24 protein-coding genes are annotated in these 24,276 nt (G+C 44.7%); 11 read left to right on the top strand and 13 right to left on the bottom strand.

Annotated elements, in window-relative coordinates:
* The first annotated feature begins 133 nt into the window (after window positions 1-133).
* Window positions 134-2,206 carry an alkyl sulfatase dimerization domain-containing protein gene (locus L3V36_RS03220; protein WP_208774592.1) on the top strand — a complete coding sequence of 691 codons (2,073 nt, stop codon included), beginning with the start codon at window positions 134-136 and terminating at the stop codon, window positions 2,204-2,206.
* A gap of 130 nt (window positions 2,207-2,336) precedes the next feature.
* Here L3V36_RS03220 and L3V36_RS03225 read toward each other — a convergent pair whose 3' ends face one another.
* On the bottom strand, window positions 2,337-3,251 hold the full coding sequence (locus L3V36_RS03225) for a LysR family transcriptional regulator (protein WP_102455575.1): 915 nt from the start codon (window positions 3,249-3,251) through the stop codon (window positions 2,337-2,339).
* A gap of 9 nt (window positions 3,252-3,260) precedes the next feature.
* A complete protein-coding gene (locus L3V36_RS03230) occupies window positions 3,261-4,634 on the bottom strand; it encodes an MATE family efflux transporter (RefSeq protein WP_102455576.1) in 1,374 nt (457 codons plus the stop codon).
* Between the two features lie 327 nt (window positions 4,635-4,961).
* Here L3V36_RS03230 and L3V36_RS03235 point away from each other — a divergent pair, with 327 nt between their 5' ends.
* The 3 genes from L3V36_RS03235 (at window position 4,962) to L3V36_RS03245 (ending at window position 7,933) form a co-directional block, all read left to right on the top strand.
* Window positions 4,962-5,807, top strand: coding sequence for an enoyl-CoA hydratase/isomerase family protein (locus L3V36_RS03235; RefSeq protein ID WP_102453907.1), 846 nt, complete (start codon window positions 4,962-4,964; stop codon window positions 5,805-5,807).
* A gap of 210 nt (window positions 5,808-6,017) precedes the next feature.
* Window positions 6,018-6,839: an SDR family NAD(P)-dependent oxidoreductase gene (locus tag L3V36_RS03240; RefSeq protein WP_108093066.1), complete on the top strand. Its 822-nt coding sequence runs from the start codon at window positions 6,018-6,020 to the stop codon at window positions 6,837-6,839.
* Window positions 6,840-7,057: 218 nt separating this feature from the next.
* Window positions 7,058-7,933: a radical SAM protein gene (locus tag L3V36_RS03245; RefSeq protein ID WP_145569735.1), complete on the top strand. Its 876-nt coding sequence runs from the start codon at window positions 7,058-7,060 to the stop codon at window positions 7,931-7,933.
* Window positions 7,934-8,064: 131 nt separating this feature from the next.
* Here L3V36_RS03245 and L3V36_RS03250 read toward each other — a convergent pair whose 3' ends face one another.
* Window positions 8,065-8,649, bottom strand: coding sequence for a TetR/AcrR family transcriptional regulator (locus L3V36_RS03250; RefSeq protein WP_059017722.1), 585 nt, complete (start codon window positions 8,647-8,649; stop codon window positions 8,065-8,067).
* A 119-nt stretch (window positions 8,650-8,768) separates the two neighbouring features.
* Here L3V36_RS03250 and L3V36_RS03255 point away from each other — a divergent pair, with 119 nt between their 5' ends.
* Window positions 8,769-9,659 carry a DMT family transporter gene (locus L3V36_RS03255; RefSeq protein ID WP_145569733.1) on the top strand — a complete coding sequence of 297 codons (891 nt, stop codon included), beginning with the start codon at window positions 8,769-8,771 and terminating at the stop codon, window positions 9,657-9,659.
* A 45-nt stretch (window positions 9,660-9,704) separates the two neighbouring features.
* Window positions 9,705-10,106, top strand: coding sequence for a tRNA (N6-threonylcarbamoyladenosine(37)-N6)-methyltransferase TrmO (tsaA, locus tag L3V36_RS03260; RefSeq protein WP_102500902.1), 402 nt, complete (start codon window positions 9,705-9,707; stop codon window positions 10,104-10,106).
* Window positions 10,107-10,163: 57 nt separating this feature from the next.
* Here tsaA and L3V36_RS03265 read toward each other — a convergent pair whose 3' ends face one another.
* From L3V36_RS03265 to dfrA (L3V36_RS03290), 6 genes are all read right to left on the bottom strand, one after another.
* Window positions 10,164-10,865, bottom strand: a complete 702-nt coding sequence (locus tag L3V36_RS03265) for a lipoate--protein ligase (RefSeq protein WP_208774590.1) — start codon at window positions 10,863-10,865, stop codon at window positions 10,164-10,166.
* A gap of 121 nt (window positions 10,866-10,986) precedes the next feature.
* Window positions 10,987-11,370: a hypothetical protein gene (locus L3V36_RS03270; protein WP_145569729.1), complete on the bottom strand. Its 384-nt coding sequence runs from the start codon at window positions 11,368-11,370 to the stop codon at window positions 10,987-10,989.
* Window positions 11,371-11,513: 143 nt separating this feature from the next.
* The gene (locus L3V36_RS03275; RefSeq protein ID WP_231904146.1) at window positions 11,514-11,816 is read right to left on the bottom strand and encodes a hypothetical protein; all 303 of its coding nucleotides are present in this window, start codon (window positions 11,814-11,816) and stop codon (window positions 11,514-11,516) included.
* A gap of 184 nt (window positions 11,817-12,000) precedes the next feature.
* Entirely contained in the window at window positions 12,001-12,474 is a 474-nt protein-coding gene (gene dfrA / locus L3V36_RS03280) for a trimethoprim-resistant dihydrofolate reductase DfrA (RefSeq protein ID WP_065608052.1), read from the bottom strand.
* A 104-nt stretch (window positions 12,475-12,578) separates the two neighbouring features.
* A complete protein-coding gene (locus tag L3V36_RS03285; RefSeq protein ID WP_208774588.1) occupies window positions 12,579-13,091 on the bottom strand; it encodes a GrpB family protein in 513 nt (170 codons plus the stop codon).
* A gap of 155 nt (window positions 13,092-13,246) precedes the next feature.
* The gene (gene dfrA, locus L3V36_RS03290) at window positions 13,247-13,720 is read right to left on the bottom strand and encodes a trimethoprim-resistant dihydrofolate reductase DfrA (RefSeq protein ID WP_065608052.1); all 474 of its coding nucleotides are present in this window, start codon (window positions 13,718-13,720) and stop codon (window positions 13,247-13,249) included.
* Window positions 13,721-14,438: 718 nt separating this feature from the next.
* Here dfrA (L3V36_RS03290) and L3V36_RS03295 point away from each other — a divergent pair.
* The 5 genes from L3V36_RS03295 to L3V36_RS03315 all read left to right on the top strand — a co-directional run bounded on the left by L3V36_RS03295 (window position 14,439) and on the right by L3V36_RS03315 (window position 19,598).
* Window positions 14,439-15,395 carry an integron integrase gene (locus tag L3V36_RS03295; protein WP_182796110.1) on the top strand — a complete coding sequence of 319 codons (957 nt, stop codon included), beginning with the start codon at window positions 14,439-14,441 and terminating at the stop codon, window positions 15,393-15,395.
* 108 nt (window positions 15,396-15,503) lie between these two features.
* Window positions 15,504-16,403 (top strand): homocysteine S-methyltransferase family protein, encoded by a 900-nt coding sequence (locus tag L3V36_RS03300; protein WP_208774586.1) that lies wholly within the window; start codon window positions 15,504-15,506, stop codon window positions 16,401-16,403.
* 113 nt (window positions 16,404-16,516) lie between these two features.
* Complete coding sequence (locus tag L3V36_RS03305; protein WP_208774584.1) at window positions 16,517-17,527, top strand: Gfo/Idh/MocA family oxidoreductase; 1,011 nt, start codon at window positions 16,517-16,519, stop codon at window positions 17,525-17,527.
* 10 nt (window positions 17,528-17,537) lie between these two features.
* A complete protein-coding gene (locus L3V36_RS03310) occupies window positions 17,538-19,046 on the top strand; it encodes an SgrR family transcriptional regulator (RefSeq protein WP_208774582.1) in 1,509 nt (502 codons plus the stop codon).
* A 153-nt stretch (window positions 19,047-19,199) separates the two neighbouring features.
* Complete coding sequence (locus L3V36_RS03315; protein WP_208774580.1) at window positions 19,200-19,598, top strand: DUF1090 domain-containing protein; 399 nt, start codon at window positions 19,200-19,202, stop codon at window positions 19,596-19,598.
* Window positions 19,599-19,699: 101 nt separating this feature from the next.
* On the opposite strand, the gene L3V36_RS03320 is transcribed toward L3V36_RS03315, so the two are convergent.
* From L3V36_RS03320 to L3V36_RS03335, 4 genes are all read right to left on the bottom strand, one after another.
* Window positions 19,700-20,794: an HDOD domain-containing protein gene (locus L3V36_RS03320; RefSeq protein ID WP_208774578.1), complete on the bottom strand. Its 1,095-nt coding sequence runs from the start codon at window positions 20,792-20,794 to the stop codon at window positions 19,700-19,702.
* 236 nt (window positions 20,795-21,030) lie between these two features.
* Window positions 21,031-22,086, bottom strand: coding sequence for an alcohol dehydrogenase family protein (locus tag L3V36_RS03325; protein ID WP_208774576.1), 1,056 nt, complete (start codon window positions 22,084-22,086; stop codon window positions 21,031-21,033).
* The gene (locus L3V36_RS03330) at window positions 22,083-22,601 is read right to left on the bottom strand and encodes a TetR/AcrR family transcriptional regulator (RefSeq protein ID WP_208774573.1); all 519 of its coding nucleotides are present in this window, start codon (window positions 22,599-22,601) and stop codon (window positions 22,083-22,085) included. Before L3V36_RS03330 ends, L3V36_RS03325 begins: the two co-directional genes overlap by 4 nt.
* 176 nt (window positions 22,602-22,777) lie before the next feature.
* A complete protein-coding gene (locus L3V36_RS03335) occupies window positions 22,778-24,256 on the bottom strand; it encodes a glutathione synthase (RefSeq protein ID WP_208774572.1) in 1,479 nt (492 codons plus the stop codon).
* Window positions 24,257-24,276 lie beyond the last annotated feature (20 nt).

The raw sequence follows: 24,276 nt of genomic DNA on the forward strand, positions 1-24,276 counted from the left end.
GCTCCTCAACCATTGCATGACTCAATACATAGCCAATCGTGATGTATTAAATAAAGCTTACTTTATTTTTTGCTATATGTCTTATTCCTATAATCGCCTCAACGAAACAAAATTCTGAAATGAAGAGGCTCTTATGAAAACTTCTCGCACGTTCAAAAATGCATCACTGTTCCTAGCTATCTCGCTGGCATTCCCGGCGATTGCAGCTAACCATGACCACGCACACTTCAGCGAAATTGGCGATCAAGGTGGCAAAAGCGCAACCGAGATGACGACCAAAGCAAACCAAGAGTTCGCAAAAACACTGAACTTTGCCGACACTCGCGCTTTCGACAATAACAACAAAGGTCTGATTGCTAGCTTTGATCAAGAGACAGGCGACATCATTCGTAATAGCTTTAACTTCATCGATCCAAGTGTGACGAATGCAGACCAAGCACCAGATTCAGTAAACCCTTCACTGTGGCGCCAAGCGGTATTGAACCAAGCGGCGGAAGGTTTATATGAAGTTGTTCCGGGTAAAGTTTACCAAGTTCGAGGCGCGGATTTAGCGTCTATCTCTTTCATTCGTAGTGACAACGGTTGGATCGCCTACGACGTTCTTCTGACCAAAGAATCAGCCGCCAAATCACTCGAATTCTTCAAGAACAATGTGCCTGATGGCGGTGAACTGCCAGTCGTTGCCATGATTTACTCTCACTCGCACGCTGATCACTTTGGTGGCGCAAGAGCAATCAAAGACGCGTATCCAGATGTAAAAGTGTACGGTTCGAAAAACATCACCAAAGAAATCGTCGACGAAAACGTACTGGCGGGTAACGCAATGTCTCGTCGTACCGCCTATCAATATGGCGCAACCCTGAACCGACACGAACACGGTATTGTGGATGCGGCACTGTCGAAAGGTCTATCAACCGGTAGCATTACTTACGTCCTGCCGGACTACGAGCTGAACCATAACGAAGAGATTGAAACTCTGGTTATCGACGGCCTAGAAATGCAATTCATGGATGCTTCAGGTACCGAAGCGGCATCAGAAATGGTGACGTATATTCCCAGCATGAAAGCACTTTGGACTGGCGAACTGACCTACCAAGGCATGCACAACCTGTACACGCTGCGTGGCGCTAAAGTACGTGACGGCTTGAAATGGTCTAAGAAGATCAACGAAATGTTAGTCACTTGGGGCGAAGAAACAGAGGTGTTGTTTGCGTCTCACTCAGCCCCAATCTGGGGTGAACAAGAGATTTCTGATTACCTAAAAATGCAGCGTGATGCTTACGGTTTTACTCATAACCAAACGCTTCGTTTAGCCAATAACGGTGTGGTTCTACAAGACATCGGTGACGAGATTTACAAGGTAATGCCAGACAGCATTCAACAGTCTTGGCACACCAATGGTTACCACGGTACTTACTCTCACAACGCTCGTGCTGTGTACAACATGTATCTTGGTTACTTCGACATGAACCCAGCTAACCTTAATCCATTACCAATCGAGCCAGAATCGGTGAAGTTTGTTGAGTACATGGGCGGCAGCGATGCTGTGATTGAGAAAGCACAACAAGACTTCCAAGGAGGTGAATACCGCTTCGTTGCAACAGCACTGAATAAGGTGATTCAAGCTGAGCCAGAGAACAAAGTTGCACGTGGCTTATTGGCAGATACATATGAGCAATTGGGTTATCAATCAGAAGGTGCAGGTTGGAGAAACATCTATCTAACAGGCGCTCAAGAGCTTCGTATTGGCACACAACCGGGTGCACCAAAAACTGCATCTCCGGATGTATTGGCTAACATGACTATTGAGAACTTGTTAGATTACTTAGCAGTTAAAGTGGATTCGCTAAAGGCGCAAGAAACACCATTTACGTTGAATATTCAGTTGCCTGATGTAAAAGAGTTCTACTACGTTGAAATGTCTAACGGCAACCTGAACAACATCCAAGTATCAGAGCTGCAAGATGCGGATACAACACTGATCATCAATAAGTCTGACGTGTCTGATATCGTACTTAAGAAAACAAGCCTAGGAAAACTATTAGAAGACAGACAAGCAGGAGTGAAAGGTGACAAAACATCGCTTAACAAACTGCTGTCTTCACTGACAGAAGCTGACACCTCTTTTGAGATTGTTCCTCGTCCAAACAAAGGCGAAGAAGTTGATGCCGAGCTATACCAAGACTCAGCGGTACACGCTCATTAAACGCCCGATGCGCTAAATAGATAAAACAACAGCAGTTAGCTAGAAGAAACGTTCTATAAAGAACATAAAACAAGCCCCAACCTTATGGTCGGGGCTTTCTTATTTGTTCTCAATAAGTGCTTCTGAATCGCTACTGAGCTTGACCGTTTACTTCGCAATCCCAATAAGAAGGTGAACCATAATATTGAACAAAATAATCGATAAATACGCGTACCTTAGGCGCAAGTAACTGAGCACTTGGGTATACCGCCCAAATCGCAGCCTCATCTTTTAAAGGGTAATCCGGCAACACCTCGACCAGCGAACCTTCCGCGAGCTGCTTATAAGCAATCCAACTCGCACACATGGCAATGCCCAAGCCATCGACACATACATCCCTTACCGCTTCACCGTGATCGACGCGGATCGCACCTTTTTTCTTGATGGTGACATCGCCTTCTGGTGTATCAAACGTCCATCCCTCCAAGCCAGTTTGATTGATGCACTGATGTTGCTTGAGGTCTTCTGGTGTTTTCGGATAGCCATGAGCTGCCAAATATTCTGGCGATGCACACAAAATACGTTTATCAGTAGAGAGCTTACGAGCGATCAGGCTTGAGTTCTGTAGCTCCGCATTACGAATCGCCACATCAAAGCCACCATCGACCAGATCAACGATTGAGTCACTGAGTGAAATGTCCACCGACAGATCTGGATACTTAGCCAAAAACCCTTTCAAAGCAGGCATAACATGCATCCGACCAAACGAAGAAGGCGCAGATATTCGCAACACCCCTTTTGGTAATTCATTACCGGTTCCGACAGAGGCTACACCCGCTTCGACACTCAAAAGGATTTGCTTGGCGTGAGGAAGAAATGCCATGCCTTCTTCGGTCAGGGAAACCTTTCTCGTGGTGCGATGCACAAGACGGGCACCTAGGCTCTCTTCGAGCTTTCCGATATGAATACTGGCTACCGGAGGTGACAACCCAAGCTCTTGTCCTGCTTGACTTATATTGTGCGTAGACGCGAGTCGCACAAACAATTTTAGATGTTCAATGTTCATCAATAATGGCTAGCCTGCGCTGAGTACACGCTGCTTATTGGCCGCAGCGGCACGGGGAATAATGTGAGTTTTAATATAGGCATTAAGCTTAAACCATGCAAAAGCGCCCGCTAAAACATTGGCGACTGTCACCGCAATAACCGCGTTGATCATGTCTCCGGTTATCGAGCCAAGCCATAAAGCGGGAATGTAGAAAACAAACAAGCGTAAGAAAGAGACATTCAAAGCTTTGCGAGGCACACCCAAGGCATTAAAGACCGAAGCAACCAACATGCAAAGCCCAAGCGGCCCATAGCTGAACGGTATAAATAACAAGGTCACTTCAAACCAGCTGCGTATGCTTTGTTCTTCCGAGATAACAGGAATAATCCAGCCACTAAACAGTACCAGCAATGCTGCCAACGCAGTGTGGAAAACCAATAAGAACTTCGCTGTTGTATTCAATAGCTCAGAGATTTTGCATCGCTGCTGCGCCCCTAGATAACGACCAATCATAGGTGGTATGGACATGGTTAGAGCAAGAGACAATACCAACATAAAACTTTCAACACGGGCGAGTAAGCTCCAAAAAGCCATCTCATCGGTTCCAATTCTCGCAATCAAAAGCATTGAGAAGAACGCGCTGACCGCCGGTAATATCTGATTCGCAGTGGTTGGCATTACCGTCTTGAATAACTCAAAACTGTAGCCTTTGATTTGGTTGCTGCACGCGCCATTGAAGCCAAACCAACCTTTACCGCGAGACTTGATTAGCATGTAGATTGCGCCGAACGCGTAGCCAATGCTCGATGCGATCGCCGCCCCTGCAATGCCCATATCCAATCCAAAGATCAGAATAGGGTCGAGAATTAGGTTAATCACACTGGCAGCCAAGAACATGCTGCCGGTTGTTTTAGTATCGCCATTGGCACGATAAACGCAGGTGGCCAGATAAAGCACCGCCACCATCAATGCACTGAACAGCCACAACGGCCAGTACACATTAAAAATCGACAGCATGGATTGGTATTGAGCGTCAGAGACATCATTCACAAACGACGCAAAAACAGAATCGCTAAAAACAATCAGCCCTATGCAGATCAAAGCAATCACCAAGACACCAAACCCGACAGATAGTGAGGCAATTGAGGTGGATTTTCGTTGTTCTTTTGCCCCTACCGCTTGAGAAATAATGGACGTTGCCGCGACACCGATGCCCACTTGAACACCGGTAAACGCCGCTTGGAATGGCAAGGTGATACCGTGAACCGCCAACTCATTCACCCCTAGCTGACCGATAAAGATCGAATCGACCAATTGCACCATCATGATCGCAAACACACCCAGCGTCAGTGGCAGTGTTTTCTCAATAATGGTTTTCAAAGTCGCGGATCTCATCTGCATAGGTCGGTTTACTCTTGTCTGTACTTTGGGGCGAATTACCTAGTTGAGCAGTATACGAAGCTAAATGAAAAGGATAAGAGCGCCAAACAAGGAATGAGTTTTTAGATTTCGTTGACAATCGAATTAGCAAGGTACCTTCAATGCTAGAACAAGAAGCTAAGATATTGAATAAAATGAAATTACTAAACTCATCAACACTCTTAATAATTCGTTAATAGTGTTTCGTTTAATGGTTAATTGTTGGTTCGAACATTCCTCGTTAGCCTGAATTTAGGTCGCATTCACACTGAATAGGCTGAAATGAAATCTCTCAGAAGGAATATGGAAATGGCATATCAAGGTTATACAACGTTTAAAGCTCAAGCCGAGAATGGGATTCTTACCGTCACTTTTGACTTCGGTACTGTGAATGTTCAAGGGCAAGAGATGCTTGCCGACCTCAATGGTTTAGCAATGAGACTAGAGCGCGATCGTGACATCAAGGTCGTGGTATTTCAGTCAGCAAACCCTGAAATTTGGGTCTGTCACTACGACACCAATTTATTGAAAGACATGTCGACAGAAGCCGTTTCTCGTGAAGAAGCGAAGTTGCTCGACCTACAAGTGGTGCTAGAAAGAATCAGCAAACTGCCACAAGCCACCATTGCCAAGCTTGAAGGGTTCGCTCGAGGTGGAGGCCACGAATTTGCACTGGCGTGTGACATGCGATTCGCGGCTCGTGGTAAATACAAATTCATGCAAATGGAAGTGGGTATGGGCATCCTTCCTTGTGGTGGCGGCGCATCACGTATGGCACGCCAAGTCGGCTTAGGTCGCGCACTCGAAATCGTCTTAAGTGCACGAGACTTTGATGCTGACGAAGCCGAAGCATACGGCACCATCAACAAGGCACTAGAGCCGGATGAAATTGGCGAATATGTTGATACTCTTGCCAAACGAATCGCTCAATTCCCTGCCGAATCGATCAATGCATGTAAGCAAGCGGTGTACGAGTCTATCGATAAACCGATCGACGAAGCACTCAAAGCAGAGGCCTACTGGTTGTATCAAGCCACCAGCAAAACACCTGCGGTTAAGCGCTTCCAAATTGCCGATGAGCAAGGCCTAGAGCACGATATGGAAAACCAACGTAACTGGGAAACTCTGGTTATGAACGTTCAAGACATCAAATAACTCGTTCACTGCTCTTAATTTGGGTCAGCCACAAACTGACCCATAGTCTTACTTAATGGTTAAACGCCAACGGTTACCCACCAAGTGTTAAAATGGTCATTATTTGCCCCATAGACTCACATTTGAGTCTTCAGCTTGTGAGCCAAATGCAACTATGTGTCATTAATCTTTGTTATAAAGTTGTTCAAACTATTTTTTGAAGGACGGAACATGCAAAAAATAATTCTGATCACAGGGGCCACGGATGGCATTGGTTTAGAGACCGCAAAAGCACTGACGCAGCAAGGGCACCATGTTCTGATTCATGGCCGCAACCCAGCTAAGGTCAATAAAGTCGTGACTGCTCTGTCTCGCCTGTCTAAGAATGCAATCATCGAAAGCTACATCGCAGACCTATCGACGCTCTCCGAAGTTGAGGCGCTCACAACCCAAATCAAAAGCGATCACAAACGACTCGATATACTCATTAACAACGCAGGTGTGTATAAAGTTTCGGACATCACCACTCCAGACAATCTTGATGTGCGTTTTGTTGTAAACACCATTGCGCCGTATCTACTGACACAAAAGCTGCTTCCTCTTTTTGATGCGACAGGTCGTATCGTCAACCTATCTTCAGCAGCCCAAGCACCCGTAGATTTAGATGCATTGATTAGCCCGAATGCGGGTGAACTTGATGGTCCGGTTTACGCGCAAAGTAAGCTCGCACTAACGATGTGGTCCATCGAATTAGCCAATACTCTTTTAGACAAAGGCACCGCAATTATCCCTGTAAACCCAGCCTCTTTCCTTGGCAGTAAATTGGTGAAAGATGCTTATGGTGTTGATGGTAACGACCTTGCTATCGGGGCCGATATTCTTTGTCGTGCTGCGCTCAGTGATGAGTTTGCCAACGCTTCCGGTCGATATTTTGATAATGATTCTGGGTTATTTAAAGACCCGCACGCCGACGCATTAGACAACACCAAGAACCACAAGCTGGTGACAGTGCTTGATCAATTACTCGAAGAAAAGCTGTGCGTTGCGCACTGATCATTAATTAGTAAAAAACGACCACTAACACTTCCCCCCCACCACCACACACACAATCCAAGCCGCAGTTCTATCCATACAGACAAAGAACTGCGCGCTCTTTCGATTATTAAAATTTCTTTAATACTGATTCCCCGCTTTGCCCAATTATCACCCAAGATGCAGATTGCTAAACTTGCCCTCGTCGAAACAACACAGGCTACGGCCGAGGAGCATTTATGCGTTTTGAAGGTAAAGTTTATCGTCCTTGGATGGAAGCAGAGAGCGTACTCATCCAGACAACATTGGGGTGCAGTAATAACCAATGTACCTTCTGCACGATGTTTGATGATAAGCGTTTCAAATTAAGAGACATCAAAGACATCTTTGAAGATATTGATGCAGCGAGAAAGATCTACCCGCATGTAGAGTCTATCTTTTTAGTCGATGGTAACGTGATGGAGATTAGAACCGAGATGCTGATTTCGATTCTGGATTACATCAAGATCACCTTCCCTGAGATCAAGAATATCTCTTTGTATTCAGGCTTCAATGACTTCCGTCGTAAGAGCTTGTCTGAATTAAAAGAGATTAAGTCGGCAGGTTTAAGCATGGCTTATTCAGGCTTGGAGTCCGGTGACCCAATTGTGCTTGAACGCATTCAAAAGCGCATGACGCGTGAGCATGCAATTGAAGGTATGAACCTAGCCCGTGAAGCAGACATCAAGGTACTGGCTTCTTTCATCTTTGGCCTTGGCGGCAAAGAACGTTCTGTCGAGCATGCGATTAATACCACCAGCTTGCTGAACATCATGCAGCCAGATGCAATTGCACCGATGGCTTTAGCGGTTCAACCGGGGTCGGTGTTGGAAAAAGAAGTAAATCGTGGCGAGTTTGTTTTACCAACACCATCGCAGATCCTGGAAGAAGAAAAATACTTACTCGAAAACCTAGAAGATTTCGATTGCTACTACTGGGGCGACCACGGCAATAACATCTCACCAATGCGTGGCATGTTGCCTCAGGCTCGTAAGCCGTTTCTTGATAAGATCAATCAAGACATCGCTCACAACCCAATCACTAAGCAAAACGTCATTAAAACCTTTGCTTGGTAGTCGCTCGATTTAACTCTTAACGAATAAACGTAAACAAACTAAACGACAGGCGTTGCAGCTCCCTATTATGGAATAATCAAAGTCCAGCAGCGCCTAACGTATATCTTACTTTTTCAGATTCACAGCCCTACCTAAGCCAAAGCCGCTAACAACAAGTCAGTACTCGCTTCCACGTGAGCTGCAATCTCTTGTTCTGTGGGTGCAGGCATTCCCATCAACACACCCTCTCTGACACTCATCACCATACCAAGCCACAGCTTAATTTTGGTTTGTGGTTCTTCAATATCGAATCGCTCGTTGAAAAACTGAGCAAGCACTCGATCGGTATCATCTGGGCCAACGTCCATAAAGCGACTGACCAATTCTGGAGACTTGCTGCCTTCTGCTATCAACAGCTTAAAGGTCGCAATATGCTCGCTCGAAAGGTGAAACAAAACGAAGTCTTTTGCGAAGCCCAATAGCGCTTGTCGAGTATCGGTGTGCTGCAAATGCACCACCAACTTATCGTCTGTCTGGCTACCCATTTGTCTTAACGTCGCTTCAAACAACACATCTTTAGAAGAGAAGTAACGATATAGCGTTTGCTTCGTCATTTTCGCTTCGCTAGCGACTCGGTCCATGCTGGTTTGCACATAGCCTTCCGCGAGGAATATCTCCTTCGCCGCTTTTAAAATCGCGAGTCGTTTCTTCTCTTTGTTCTGCTCAATCTTGCTCATTACTTCATCCACCCCAAAACAGAGATCATACTTTAAAGTATGATTTGTGTTGACTCAACCAATTCTTAAAATCACACTCACCAGTATGATTTATTGATAACAGATAATTGGATAGAGAAATGACGACAATGAACCTCCCTAAAACTGAAGCAAGAAGCACACGAACCCTCGGCTTTACCCTCGCGATCGCAGGTGCCGTGTTAATGAGTATTGATCCAATCTTCATTCGTTATGCCGGTGTCAGTGGATTCGATACTGCCTTTTTGTTCGGCTTATTCAGCGCAATCTCGATGCCGATTTTGCTTAAGTTCAACGACAAACGTGGTATCCGAAAAGCAGTAGTGCAGAGCGGTTGGCCATTGTTAGCAGCGGGCATTCTTATGCTCGGCAGCGCCTCTGGCTTGGTGTTCAGCATCAAGATGACCTCGATTGCCAATACCTTTGTGATCCTCAGTGCAGCCCCTGCTGTGGCCGCTATTTTCAGCTGGTTGATCTTGAAAGAAGCCACTAGTCGATCGACTTTGGTTGCCATTGTTGCGGTGATGATTGGTATTACGATTGTCGTTTCAGGTTCGTTTTCTTCAGGCAATTGGATGGGCGATGCGTTAGCTGTGTTCGCGGTGATCTGTTTATCTATGATGTTTACCTTGCTGCGTAAATATCAAGACGTCAGCCGATTGGCGAGCGTTGGCCTAGGTGGCTTATTGCTAGCGGTTGTGATGTTTTTCTTTGCAACGCCATCAAGCTACAGCGTTGAAACGTGGTTAATCATGGGCATGATGGGCTTGTTTACGGCACCTGTTGGCCGAGTGTTATCTATGGTCGCAACACGCCACATTACCGCGCCAGAGGTATCAATGACTCTGATGTTGGAAACTGTGTTAGCACCAGTTTGGGCGTTTATCTTCTTCACCGAGATCCCGCCAACAACCAGTATTATCGGTGGTGTGGTGATCTTGATTACGATCTTCATCTACACCTTAGTGACCATGAAAAACGATGACAAATAAATCGATTAATAAAGAACTAAATAAAGAACTAAATAGGAGCTGAATATGTCTGCTGAACTGAAATTTATTGGTCGAATTGCTACGCCTTATCACTCGGTTTCGGAGTGTCCGAATAACATCCAACCGGACAACGGCCCGATCTGTGAAATTATCTTAGATGACGTTTACCAACAAGGTTTGCTTGGTTTAAAGACAGGAGACCACATCCTGATCTTGTATTGGTTAGAAGACGCAAAACGAGACGAACTGATACAAAGCTGGAATGAAGAGACGCCGACTAAAGGCACCTTTGCACTGCGTTCACCGCACAGACCAAACCCTATAGGTGCCGCCGTGCTACCGATTGAACAAATAGAAAATGGCACAGTGACAGTAAGAGGCTTGGACTGCTTGAACAACACACCACTGTTGGATATCAAGCCGGCGATCTATAAAGAGAAGGGATAAGCGAGAAGTTGGTCTTCCTAAACCAAAAGCGAACTGTGCGTTAGCGAAAGGTTGGTATTACGCATGCTTGATGAAAGCTTGGCTTAACTGCTGAAAGAGTGAATCTACGTTGGGAAGGCTCGTCAAATGCGCGGACAACAGCGTATGAACCTGCGCATCCACCACGGTCGGGTTATCGCAAATTTGATTATAAAAATTCACGGCCGCAACGATGTTCTCTAGGTCGGCATCTAACAAGATACAAGCTTGCGAAAGTACAATTTGGCCGCCCCCTTGTCTAAGCAATACACGTTGCGCAGTACCCACTATTTTTTGTTTATTGATATTGAGGTTGTAGTCACCATCACAATAAGAGCCGGGGGTGGCGTGTACATCCACATCGATGCCCAATTCTTTGAAAAACAGGGTTAATACATTGCACAGATGTCGATACGCTTTTTGGATGTTGTAAGCTTCATCACGAGGCCAATGGTAGATGTGCGACAGGTTAATGATCCCCGGCAGTTGAGGAACGGGAGCGCCACCTGTTTTACGCGAGGTGAGCTGCCAGCCTTGTGCCGCGAGTTGCTTTCTAGACTCTACGGTCACTGGCCACTTTTTACCTGCGGGCAAAACGAGTGTCGGCGTTTTTGCTTGCCAAAGCATTAAGGCTTGCCCAATCTCACCCGCCTGTATCTGCTGCAATAATTCAGCTTCTTTTTCAAACGCACGATCAACATCAATGTGCGGGTAACGTACGAGTTTATTCGTTAACTTCAATGCACTTTCCTCTACAGGTTGTGGTGACCTACCATTTAACGTTCTGAAATGGTTGATGATAGATAAGACTATATGGGATGGAAACAGCGCCAAAAGTTAGTTATTGGCGCCATAGTATTTGTTATACATACATTGCGCCATAGTTTGCTAGAAAGCCGATTGGAAGGAGCAATATCCATTGAGGAAGCTTTACAAAAACCTTCGCTCCAAAAAAATACAGCCCAACAGCCACAAACACCGATGCATACAGAATATACAAAAAACCTAGCAACTGGATTAGGAAATAGAGTGAATCAATACCATACCAACCGACGTATAAAAGCATTAATGAGCTAACAAACAAAGTGACCGAGACAAGATGCCAACAAGCTAGAAGTGTCGCTTTCGGTATATCTTCGAGCTTCGATTTAAGAAAAGGTCTAACCGGGTCTATTTGACCGGCAAATACATGCACTAACGTAGTAAACAGGGCTAATAACCCCGAGCTAAATATCCATATATTCATAAAACACTCCGTACATATGACGCCAAGTTAAGGTGTGAACAACGCTACTACCTTACCTAAAACATTGTGTCATAAACACTAAACTTACTTGAAGTGAGAGCGCCAAGCGTTGTGAATCACTCTAAATTTATTGTTATGTTTGCTTAGAAGCGCCTGAATGGCTTAGCAAACACCTGATATTTATCGGCGTAAACTATTTTACCAGGGGTTTCTGTTCTTAGTTGATCAACTACGACCCCCTTACTTTCAACTAAGAAAACAAACTCACGTACTTTAGATATGTGTTCAGAGGAAGACTCAAGAAACCAACTGATATACACATCAGATTTCTTAGACTTCTGTTTGTTTAAGTAGTCTAGAGGAGATTCAAGGTTTTCATCGAACCACCCCATCACCTCGGCGATGTGTTCAAGTTCATAGTCGTAGAATACTTCTTGTTTCTTCATACAACTGATTGCCTGAAATATGCCTGTTCTCTGATTTGAATCCTCATCGAACTGATCAACGACAAATCGTACGTACATTTTTATACCTCAAACATAACGCCAAGCTAAGCTGTGAGTGAACGTGTGCCATGTTTGAGCGTTAGCGAGTTCGGCACGCGTTCGCGAATCAGTCTTTAGCGCCTTGTTAGCCCTTTTGCCAAATTTGGTACGTATAATCAATATTTGAACTAAATCGCTGTTCAAAAACTAGAGTCAAATCTCTTGGTAGTTCAGGGAAGAAAATATCACCAGAGATATGTTTATGAATTTTTGAAATATGAATTGTGTCCACTTGCGTAATGAGTGACTTATATATTTGACCACCACCAGACACAAACGCATGCTCGGTTACTGTTTCTAAATAACCCAAGGCGTCTTCAACACTTTTGAAATATAAAACATCAGGATCGTTCGATGTAGATGGAGAACGAGAAATAACCGCATATTTACGGTTTGGCAGTTTTCCCATTGATTCAAAAGTTTTACGGCCAAGTAGCAACCATTGATTAAAAGTCATTGCCTTAAACAACAGCTGCTCACCCTTAACAATCCAAGGTATATCCAGGCCAGAGCCAATTACTCCATTTTCAGCTACCGCTGCCATCAATGATAATTTCAAATTTATCTCCATAGGGCTAACGCTGCGTTAAGGTGTGACAAGCGTTTGCCACACTTGAGCGAAGCGAAACCGGCAAGCGTTTGGAATCACTCTTAAACGCTTTGTTATGTGCGTAGTTTCCATTCTAGTGCTTTAGCCTCGTGCTCTTTGATAAAACTATCCTTGCCGTGACAATATATCTCAATATCGTGATTACATTGAGCTGCTACCTTTATCTTTAGTTGCGCATAAGACTCGAGAACTTCGGGATGAGCGGCAAGGTAATCACGAAACACTAAATGGCGGTAAACATGATTGTCACCCCTGACAAAGGCATGAATCTGATGAGTTCTATCGTCGCCGCCCTTTCGATAGTACCTTCTACCCGAGATCCCAAATTCTCCCATAACTTCATATCCGAGAGATTCAAACCTCGACGTGTGAGCATCAAGCTCAGACAGTGAGCTGCACTCTATAATGATGTCAATTATTGGCTTTGCTGCCAAGCCATTAACCGAAGTACTGCCTATGTGATGGATACCCTCGATAGCGCTACCCAGCGCATTAACCAAAGCCTGCTTCTCGTTCTCAAATTGATTCGACCAGTCCGGATTATAGTCAATGACTTCGACTTTCATATAGATAATTCCATTAAATATCAGCCAATTATAAAGTTTGTCACATACAAGGGGTCGCAAGCACATAACGCCAAGCTAAGCTGTGAGTGAACGTGTGCCATGTTTGAGCGTTAGCGAGTTCGGCACGCGTTCGCGAATCAGTCTTTAGCGCCTTGTTAGCCCTTTTGCCAAATTTGGTACGTATAATCAATATTTGAACTAAATCGCTGTTCAAAAACTAGAGTCAAATCTCTTGGTAGTTCAGGGAAGAAAATATCACCAGAGATATGTTTATGAATTTTTGAAATATGAATTGTGTCCACTTGCGTAATGAGTGACTTATATATTTGACCACCACCAGACACAAACGCATGCTCGGTTACTGTTTCTAAATAACCCAAGGCGTCTTCAACACTTTTGAAATATAAAACATCAGGATCGTTCGATGTAGATGGAGAACGAGAAATAACCGCATATTTACGGTTTGGCAGTTTTCCCATTGATTCAAAAGTTTTACGGCCAAGTAGCAACCATTGATTAAAAGTCATTGCCTTAAACAACAGCTGCTCACCCTTAACAATCCAAGGTATATCCAGGCCAGAGCCAATTACTCCATTTTCAGCTACCGCTGCCATCAATGATAATTTCAAATTTATCTCCATAGGGCTAACGCTTATATTAAGCGGCTAAGTACATTTTGCTAAAATGCGCGAAGCGCGAGCAAACTGTACTTGTCCGTTTGAATTATCTTGTTATTTGATGGTAGCGGAAAACTACCAACGAAAACAAGAACTTTAACTAATTTGGCAGCCCGGCCGTAGAACTAAAAAGTGCCCAGCGTAGCTACCCGCCAAACGTGAACTTTGAGCCTAAACACAAAAGGTAAAACCGAGTTAATGGCTTTACCTAAAAGTGTCTTAAATAGCGTAAAGCCTATTAGCGGTGAACACCAAAATGTTAAGGCGAAAATTGAGGCGTAACTAGCCAAACCTATTTAGAAAACACTGCTTTTACAATTAATAATTTAACTTGAATTAGCGAAGCCAAATAACATTTTAATATTGTGCAAGCACGAATCCATCCGCTTAACATATCAAAAAGGTCACTCATAACCAACTGAATGCTATGCATTTAATATAAAAGTGGGTTTAAACATTAAGTGTGAAAACGTGCAAGTACACATTGCCGCCTATATAACGCTCGCTTTCATTCTTAACCACTCACCAATCTATATATTAATCAATAACTTAAAATCAATCTCTCGTTAAATTCGTGCTCAATCAGAGTTAAAAACCACTCTTTTTTAAGTCATTAATTATTCAACAAGCAATAAACTGTCTGTATGTACAGATTTTGTGAGGGGGATATATGGCGAGTCAATTCATGCAGGCAATTTGCGAACATATGACGATGCGGGGCTATAGTCGCAGGACAATCAAAGCCTACTGTTATTGGATTAAGTACTACATTCATTTTCATAAAATGAAACACCCTGAACAGATGCATGCACCTGAAGTTGTCTCCTTTCTTTCTCATTTAGCTAATCAACAAAAAGTCGCCATCAATACTCAAAAGGTAGCGCTCAATGCTCTAGCCTATTTATACAATCAATTTATTAAGCAACCTCTAGGAGACTTAGGGTTTAGCTATGCGACTCGGTCTCGAAAAATTCCTAGCGTACTCAATCATTCGGAAGCTATCTCGGTGATCAATGAAATAGATCCTAAATATCAACTGTTTTTTCGCTTGTTGTATGGTTCAGGTTTGAGAGTATCGGAATGCCTGAGGCTTCGAGTACAAGATATAGACCTAAAACAAGGGTCTCTCACTGTTCACGATGGGAAAGGAAATAAAGACCGAGTGACAATTTTAAGTTTTTCACTCACTGAAGCTATACAAGACAAAATTGCACAAGTTGCAGTTCTGCTTGCTAAAGATAACTTGAATGGGTTTGGGCCATCTTTGCCTCACCGATTAGGCAAAAAATACCCGAGTGCCTATCGACAACTTGCTTGGATGTACCTATTCCCATCAAAATCCGTCACTCAACACCCAGAGTCGGGGATAGTATGCCGACACCACCTACATGATTCGGCACTCCGAAAAACGCTGAAGAAGGCGACTAACTCTAACAAATTGCGCCACAAGCGAATTAGTTGTCATACTTTCAGGCACAGTTTTGCTACGCAACTTCTAAAGTCAGGCTCCGATATCAGAACGGTTCAAGAGTTACTGGGGCACAGTGATGTTAAGACAACTCAGATATACACTCACGTTATTGGGCAACACTTTAGTGGCACGACTAGCCCGCTAGACGGCGTATAACGAAACTCCATCATCGATAGTTGAACCTTGGCTTGATGGCTTCTGTCTAACAAGGTTGTCTGATATGGTGACGGCAGAACTTCAGCAATTGTTTAGATAGTATTAAATATGAAAACACTAACCATACTTGATGGCGGCATGGGCCGAGAACTCAAAGAAATTGGCGCGCCATTTTCTCAACCGCTTTGGAGTGCTCAAGCGCTGATTGAAGCACCCGAATTTGTTAGCCAAGCGCATCAAAACTTTGTCGATGCAGGTGCTGAAATCTTGATCACCAATAGCTACGCCTGTGTGCCTTTTCATTTGGGTAAAGAGCTATTCGAGCAACGCGGTTTTGAACTAGCCGCACTGTCTGGTGAGCTGGCTAAAGCAGTTGCAGACAATGCTACCCACACAGTGAAAGTGGCGGGCGCGATTCCACCGCCATTTGGCAGCTACCGACCAGACTTATTTAAGGTCGAAGAAGCCGCACCAATCATTCAAACGCTTTACGATGCCCAAGACCCGAACATCGATCTTTGGATAGCAGAAACCATCTGTAGCCTGCAAGAATTCGATTCCATTCATGCGGTACTTAAGCAGTCAGATAAGCCGTGTTACTACGCATTCAGTTTAGAGGATACCAAGGGCGATTGTGCCAATATTCGTTCTGGCGAAAGCGTAACAGACGCCATCAAACTTGCCTGTCAATCGAACGCGACAGGCATAATGTTTAACTGCTCAGTGCCTGAAGTGATGGATCAAGCCATTTTCGATGCTAAGAAAGTGATTGGTGAGCTAGGTAGCGATTTAGAAATTGGTGTCTACGCTAATAACTTTGCACCTATCAGCAGCGAACATGAAGCTAATGATATGCTTCAAGAGATACGTGAACTGGATGGCCAAGGTTATTTAGTTTACGCAAAACGCTGGCACGCACTGGGAGCGAATATTATCGGTGGTTGCTGCGGTATTGGACCAAAACACATTCAAGCCCTAGCCGATTGGAAACGCTCCCTACAGAGCTAATCCTGAGCTTCAACTAGAATAAAATAAATAGAGAACAGGTTGAGAAATCTGTTCTCTATTTGTATGTGGCGTCTCTGAGTACACTGAGACAAAACAACGATTTGGAGCAACTGATGAGCGACACGCAACGCAAAATTAAATGGGGTATCGCAGGGCTAGGCAATATCGCTAATCGATTCGCGACTGCAGTCACAGAGCACTGTCTGCATGGTGAACTGTATGCCGTTGCCGCAAGAGATCACTCACGCGCAGCCACGTTCGCCAACAAGTTTGGTTGCGACAAGGCTTATGGCTCTTATGAAGAGATGGCGAATGACCCAAGTGTAGAAGCGGTTTACATCGCTACGGTTCACCCATACCACCAGCCACTCGCAGAACTGTTTCTAAAGAACAATAAGCACGTATTGGTCGAGAAGCCGGCTTTTACCAACCTTGGTGACTGGCTTGAGATGAAAGCCCTTGCGAAACAAAATGGCGTGATGCTGTTAGAAGCGATGAAAACCGTGGTGTTTCCCGCGTATCGTGAGCTCCAATCATTCTTGGTCGATAACCACATTCAAATAGATTCAATCGAAGCCAGCTTTGGTAACCATCACGACTATGAGCCGGATTTGTTTATCTTCAATCCGGATTTGTCAGGCGGAGCAACGCTTGATGTTGGGGTCTATGGGCTTTGGTTCTTTTACGATCTATGCCGAACACTGGGTGTGAACCCTTCAAAACCTCAGGTAAAGATGTCGTGTCTTTACGAGGGGGCAAATGTTGATACCGATGCGTGCTTTACCTTCTCTGATGATATGCACGGTAAGATATCGGCATCAACAGTGCAAAACCTTCCCCGATCAGCGCACTTGAGTGGGCCTGATACTAAGATCACCATTCATGAAAAATGGTGGAATCCGGCCTTTATTGAGATTGAACATCAAGGCAAAAAGTCGACCATCAACAAACGAGTGACGGGCAATGGGTTCGAATTTGAAATCGACCATTTTTCATATTTGGTGCTTCAAGGCAAAACTGATTCGAATATCCTAAACTCAGAGATAACCTCTCGTGTTCTCGACACGATGGAAAAAGCACTCATTGACTCTGGCTATCCACACTTAACTCAACCTCGTCGTTAGGAAAAGCAAATTGGGCAACCTTAAGCGCAAGCTTGAACTGTATGAAAAGATATTTCAGGCTTTTGGGCCTGGAGTATCACATTGTCAGGTTAACCAACTGGCCACACTGCTGCACGTGAGTGAACGTCATGTCCAGACCTTACTCAAAGCGATGACAGCGCAAGGCTGGATTGAGTGGCAAGCCAGTTCAGGCCGAAGTAAGAAAGCGCAGCTGACGTGTCTGGTTGAGCCCATTGAGGCGTGTTACCAATACGCACAAACCCAAGCTGACGCAGGCAACATAGAACAGGTGTTTAGCACCTTAAGCTTCAACGGCCGCAATGCTGGCGCTGAATTACAAGCCTTTCTAAGCAATACCAATCCATCGGCGCAGAATATCGCGTATATCCCCTTTCACCGAGAACTCGAGGCTCTTCACCCTCAACGCGTGCTTAGGCGCACCGAACGTTTCTTAGTGATGCAAGTTTGCCAACGCCTAACCTCAGTTAAGCACGGCAAACTCAGCGGCGATCTGGCTTATCATTGGCAGGCTAATCTAGATGCTACACAGTGGCGCTTTCAAATTAGCAATGGTGTTCACTTTCATAACGGCCGAACACTCGAACCTCAAGACATAGCACGCAACCTTAACTCGCTCTGCCAAAGCAAAATATGGCGTCGCTGTTATCAGCATATTGATGAGGTCTCTGTCTCGGCAGGCAATGTGGTTGTCGTGAAACTGAATCAACCTGATTGGCACTTACCACGCCTACTTGCCAAAGCTGAAGCCTCCATTTTTGATCACTCATCACCGACTGATAGGCTGATTGGTTCTGGCGCGTTCTCGTTAGACATCTTCTCAAGCAATATGTTGAGATTGAGCCGCAATAGCGCGTATTCACACAGCACGCCGATTCTTAATCGAGTCGAGTTGTGGGTCTACCCGGAATGGGCACAGAGTAAAGCTTGCGCTCAAAATCAGGTGTGCGTGAAACTGCCCGAAAAGACGACCACCGTGCGTGGCGACGACCATGCTTCCAAACCGGAATTCGGCTCAACCTTCTTTAAGATTCAAAACCCAGTATTGTCGAAAACAGAGCGTGAATTCACCGTTGAAGACACCTCTGAATGCCAAACCCTTTTCGATCAATTATCAGTATCCGGCGACAGCAAAACCAACGTGGAATATGGCCACTACCTAACTACCAAAGACGTCGTGTTGTGTAGCATTATTGATGAGAGCGACACCTTCACTTCGTGGTTAAGCTTTTTCACTCGCTTCCCATTTGAGGACTTAGCGCTGCCTGCTGAGATGCTAGAGAAAATCGAACAAGGCTTAGCCTCAATAAGAAACCAGCCAAACTTTAAGTCAGCGATGAATACACTGTTGGAACTCAAGCATTGGTTGAATGACTCTGGGGTTGTGGTTGAGCTCAAGCAAGAGGCGTTCAACTTAGAGGTTTCTGAAAAGATACACGGCGCGCAAGTGAATGGTTTCGGTTGGTGCGAACTCGATCAGTTGTGGATTAACCATTTGTAAATCTAGCCATGTTCAAAGATAAGTCATTAGGCACAGCGACTTATCTTTAACACTCCCCTGCCAATAGCAAAGAAATGGGGTGCTAATGTACTCTCGAAGTGAGACTCAACAAATATAAGCACAAACTAATTAGACCCAATAAGAAGGTAAACCATGACTCGACACCTAAAAGGCTCATTACTGTTTCTTTGCGCATTCTCTTTTAACAGCATGGCGAGCACCCAATGCGACGCACTAACTGGTTGTGAAAAGAAATTCTGTGAGATCGAATATCAAATAAAGAAAGCGGAGCAGTACGACAATCAGTACAAAGTAGAGCGATTAACCACGACCTTGAAAGCGGCGAAAGAAAACTGCACCAATGAGGGTTTGAAGGATGATCTCCGCGAGAAGATTGAATCCAATGAACAAGATTTGGCTGAATACCAAGCCGACTTAGAAGAAGCAAAAAGAGACGATAGAGCGGATAAAATTCGAAAGTATGAGGGTAAGATCGAAAAAGAACTGCGTAAAATCGATAAATTGAAACAAGAACTGGCTGAGATCCCTTAATCGATAATTGAAACAAAAATGGTCTTACTGCTTAGTAAGACCATTTAGAAAATACAGCTTTATGACGACTTCAGAATCAACCTAGCCAACGCTAGCCGTTATTATCCTACTAGCGCCAATTCAGACTCTTTATAAATCCGGTTAGCCACTTTGTATGCCGCCGGAGACATCAGTGTCTCTTTGCATCTGCGCTTAAACTGCTCGACTTCAATCGTTTGTTCTTCCAATAAATAGTACAACTCACTCAAGTAGTTAGCTTCAAACACAGCTTGACCAAGTGGTGTGCATTCGTATCGGCTCGACTCTTGGTAGCCAATTGCGGTCAACACTGATTCTGGCAGTTCCCAGAACTTAGCAATGGTGTAAGTCAGGCGAATAGAATAGCTGTTCATCAGGCGCTTCAATGCTAACGAGTTAGGCGGAACAGAAGGATCAATATGCTTGAAAGCTTCTACCATCATCTGGAAAATGATCATCTTGCCTAAGTTGCGAATCAACCCAACAAAGTACGCCGCCGCTTGATCTTCTTGAGATGAAGAGTCTTTCATCAACTCCTTAGAAAAAGACGCAGTCTGAACACTGTGATTCCAAATTTTCTCACCGAAGTGACGCCAGTAAATATTGTTCCCCGGCGTGAAGTTCTTCATGTAACTATTCACCACCCCTTCAACAAGCCCTTGAGAACCCATATTTAGGAATGCTGTTTTTAGGTCAGTAACCTGTTTTTCACCACGCTTATAGAAAGCACTGTTAGCCAGTTTAATCATATCGGCTGCCATACTCGGCTCGCGCTCAATCACTCTTAACAATGCATCGACATCAAATTCATCACTCTGTAATTCTGCCATTAACGTGGTTACAGAGGCTGGCATCACTGGCAGTTCATTAAGCAAGGCTTTTGGAGAGCGAATCAAGCGCTCGATTTGGCAGGCGACAAAATCGCTAAACGGGTCTGACTCTGTTCTCAGACGGGACTCGCCAAACAGATAATCAAGAAATTCACCGTCGTGAAGGCTAAGTGTCTTATCGACGATTAATGATGATGGTTGAGCGGACGAAGGCGGAACAAAGATTGAAGACTGAACAGAATCAGTAGCAACGGTTTGTTGTTGCTCTTTTTGGACAGGCTCTGCAGAGGGTTTGTTTTTTGAATCAACAAAAGGCGAGAATAGTGCCTGCAATACCCTTTTAAACATCAATACGGCTCCTAGATGAATACAACATAGATAGGGATATATAACGGCGGTGATTATCGCACAGTTAATTAATAAACCACACAGTGATAAATGAATCATTAACTTTTCAGCTGTATAGGATCTGTTACTCAACAGGTTGCGAGACTAAGCCCGCCAGTATTTGCTAGAAACAAAAAGAGCGAGCACATAACACTTGCTCGCTCTTCCATAAATCTAAACCGTGAAGCTGACTAAAACTAGCGTTCTGCCACTTCCAACACGATCTTACCAACATGCTTTTTCTTTAAGAACTCATCTTGCGCTTTATGGATATCGGCTAGCGGATAAGACTCTGCGACGATGGCGCCAATCTGCTGCTTCTCAATACGGTCGACTAGATTCTGGAATACCTGTTGCTCTAAAACCGTGCAACCAAAAAAGCTAAGATCCTTGAGATACAGAGTTCGGACATCAAGATCAACCATAGCGCCACCAATTGCGCCAGATACGGCATAACGGCCATGTGGTTTCAGCACTTCAAGGAACTCAGGCCACTTGTCACCTGCCACCAAATCGATAACCACATTGACGCTACTTTCGCCTAGCGCTTTAACCAAATCAGCATCACGAGCAATCACTTCATCAGCGCCAAGTTCAAGTAACTGTTGGTTCTTGCTTGGGCTAGTAATGGCAATAACATACGCGCCGCGAGCTTTTGCTAGTTGAATAGCCGCAGAGCCCACACCACCCGATGCGCCAGAGATAAGCACGCGATCAGCTTCAGCTACATTGGCACGCGTCAGCATGTTTTCTGCGGTCGAGTAAGAGCATGGGAAAGACGCTAGCTCAACATCCGACATGGTGCTGTTCACCGCGTAAGCGTGCTTAGCTGCCACTTTGGTGTATTCAGCAAAGCCACCATCGCACTCAGATCCGAAATACCATGGCTGTGGCAGATCTCGTCCGTACACTTCTGTTAAACAAGGTTCGATAAGAACACGCTCACCAATACGGTCAGCAGAGACTTCATTGCCGACTGCCACGATGAAGCCGCACACATCAGCACCTTGGATGCGAGGGAATTTCAACGCTTCGCCAGACCAACTAGCATCGTCTGAGTCATCACTTTTTGCATACCAACCGATTCGCGTGTTGATGTCGGTGTTGTTCACGCCTGCGGCCATCACCTTGATTAACACTTCATTAGGTTCAATTCGAGGAACAGCGATATCTTCACGGTAACCCAGCATTTCTGCACCGCCGTGCCCTAACATCTCTGCGCCTTTCATTGTTTTTGGCACTTCAAAATTCATACTGTTTCCTTGAGTAATTTTGTCACCATATTCTGTGCCGATGCCACAGCTTCTTCGCCCAATACTGGCCACGCACTTGATACGCCTTCATGAAGTAGAAAAAGCTCTGAAGCCAGATCATCTCGTTGACTCTGCTTACCCAGAAGTGCTTTTACTTCTCGTTTATGTTCAGTAACAGCCTGATTAATTATCACGTTGTCAGGAAAAGCAGCCATTGCGTTCATCGACATACAACCGTGCGGCGCATACTCTTCCATCCACTGTTGTAACTTGTTGAAGATATCAAGCATTGACTCAAGGCCACCAGCAGGTACATTTTCTAATAGGAAATTTAGGTAACGGTGATGACGGTGCTCTAAGGCGCCCACTATCATCGCTTCTTTCGATGGAAAATGTTTATAGAGCGTACGTAGGCTCACGTTACACGCCGTCTTCAGTTGAGCCACACTCGGCTCAGCAAACCCTTGTTGGCTAAACGCCACTTCAAGACTTGCTGCAATCTGTTCTCTTAACAAGCTGACCTCTTATACCTAACCAAAGGTAGAATGATTGTTCTACACATATAGTAGAGCGATCATTCTACCCATGTCAATGAGATCTTTTTGTCGTCCTATAAAACGAAAAATCCCGGATCCAATTAGTAGATGCGGGATTTCAATTATCAAAACCATTAGATTAATGCTTAGTGAAATTAGGATTCAATCAGTGTTAAAGAGTCCAAAATCCCTTTTCCACTGTGGATCCCGCCTTCGTTTTCACTGGCTGGTTTGCTGCGAATCAAATAGCCTGCGTAGCCGCCTAACTCTGTTACTGGCTCACCTTTGTAGTAAGCGGTAAACAAACCGACTTCGCTGACTAAGTCTGTGACGAGCGTTTGTTGAGTATCACGCACTGCAATGGTAGGTACCTCTCGCTCATGTGGGTACAAGCGCTGCATCAATGCCCATGCATCGTATTCTTCTGGTTTAAGTTGGCTCAGTTTTTCACTGATATCGTCACCAAAGACACAATGGCCACCGCCCTCGCCTTGGTTTTTCAGCACCCACTCTTGCTTGTCGGCTTGCGTGTTAAACCATTCAATCGATTCACTGGTGATTGGTTTCATTTCCGCCAATACACTCTTCACCAATTCAGCCTCTTCTAGTGTTAAACCCCAACGTCCGTATTCTGACGCAGACATCATGGTCAGCAACATTTGCATGGTTTTACTGGTGGCGAGTTGTTGGCTTATCGTCGCATTCATTGCCACATGGTGCTGCTCGATGAACAAGCGAGTTTGGCTAAGCGTATGACAACAAATAGATTCGTTTAGCTCTGGAGCCCAATAGTCAGAATACTGATAGCCGGCGCGCAGATACACCACATCAATAGCGCCAATGCCTTCGAGCAATAAACGCTTGTTATCGCCTGAAGAAAGCTGAGAGCTGAGCTGCTCAAAGGTACGTCGAACCGTGCGAATACCCTGCTTTTGCAGTTCCACTTCGAGTAAGTGTTGGTCATACACATTGTCTTCATTCTTCTGCACCACCATCAAGAATGTTGGTTTTTCAGGAGCATTCTTGTCCGAACAATTGAAGTCCGCTCTCACCTTTCTCGCAGAAGTCGCAATACCGAAAGCCAGTTGCTCAAGACCTTGGTTTCTTGCCGGCGTTGCCGATTTATCTTCCAACCATTTTTGGTAAGTTTCAGGCCATTGATTTTGCATATAGGCATGAAACTCTGTCGCTTTTTGGCCAAACGGAGCCATGCCTGCCGCAATACCATTAAACTCAATCACTTTTGCGCCGTGTTGACGGTCATCCATGAAATCAGTACGCATTAACAACAGTGGCTGACGAGCAGGATTCAAGCGTTCATCAGCACTGCTATGGGCTTGTTGATGCAATTCCATTAAGCGACCAAAAAACGGATCGGCTTTAGCCATGTCGCTCAATGATGACTGTAAAAAGTCATGATCCTCAGAGACGTTACTCACCAACTTAGTCATCAGAGGCGTAACCTTACGTAAGTGCTCATATACCTTACGTTCCATTGTCATTGGTGCGATACTGAAAGGACAATGCCTCGCCGTATTATCGGCCTGACGGAAAGCGACACCATGCATAATTGCCCATTCGCAAGCGTCTTCAATCGTTTGTTGTGAAATCAATGATGCTTTTTCGATATTCATTATTTTTACTCTCAAGTATT

This window comes from Vibrio sp. G-C-1, from assembly GCF_021728015.1.
In the GTDB taxonomy this organism is placed as follows: domain Bacteria; phylum Pseudomonadota; class Gammaproteobacteria; order Enterobacterales; family Vibrionaceae; genus Vibrio; species Vibrio splendidus.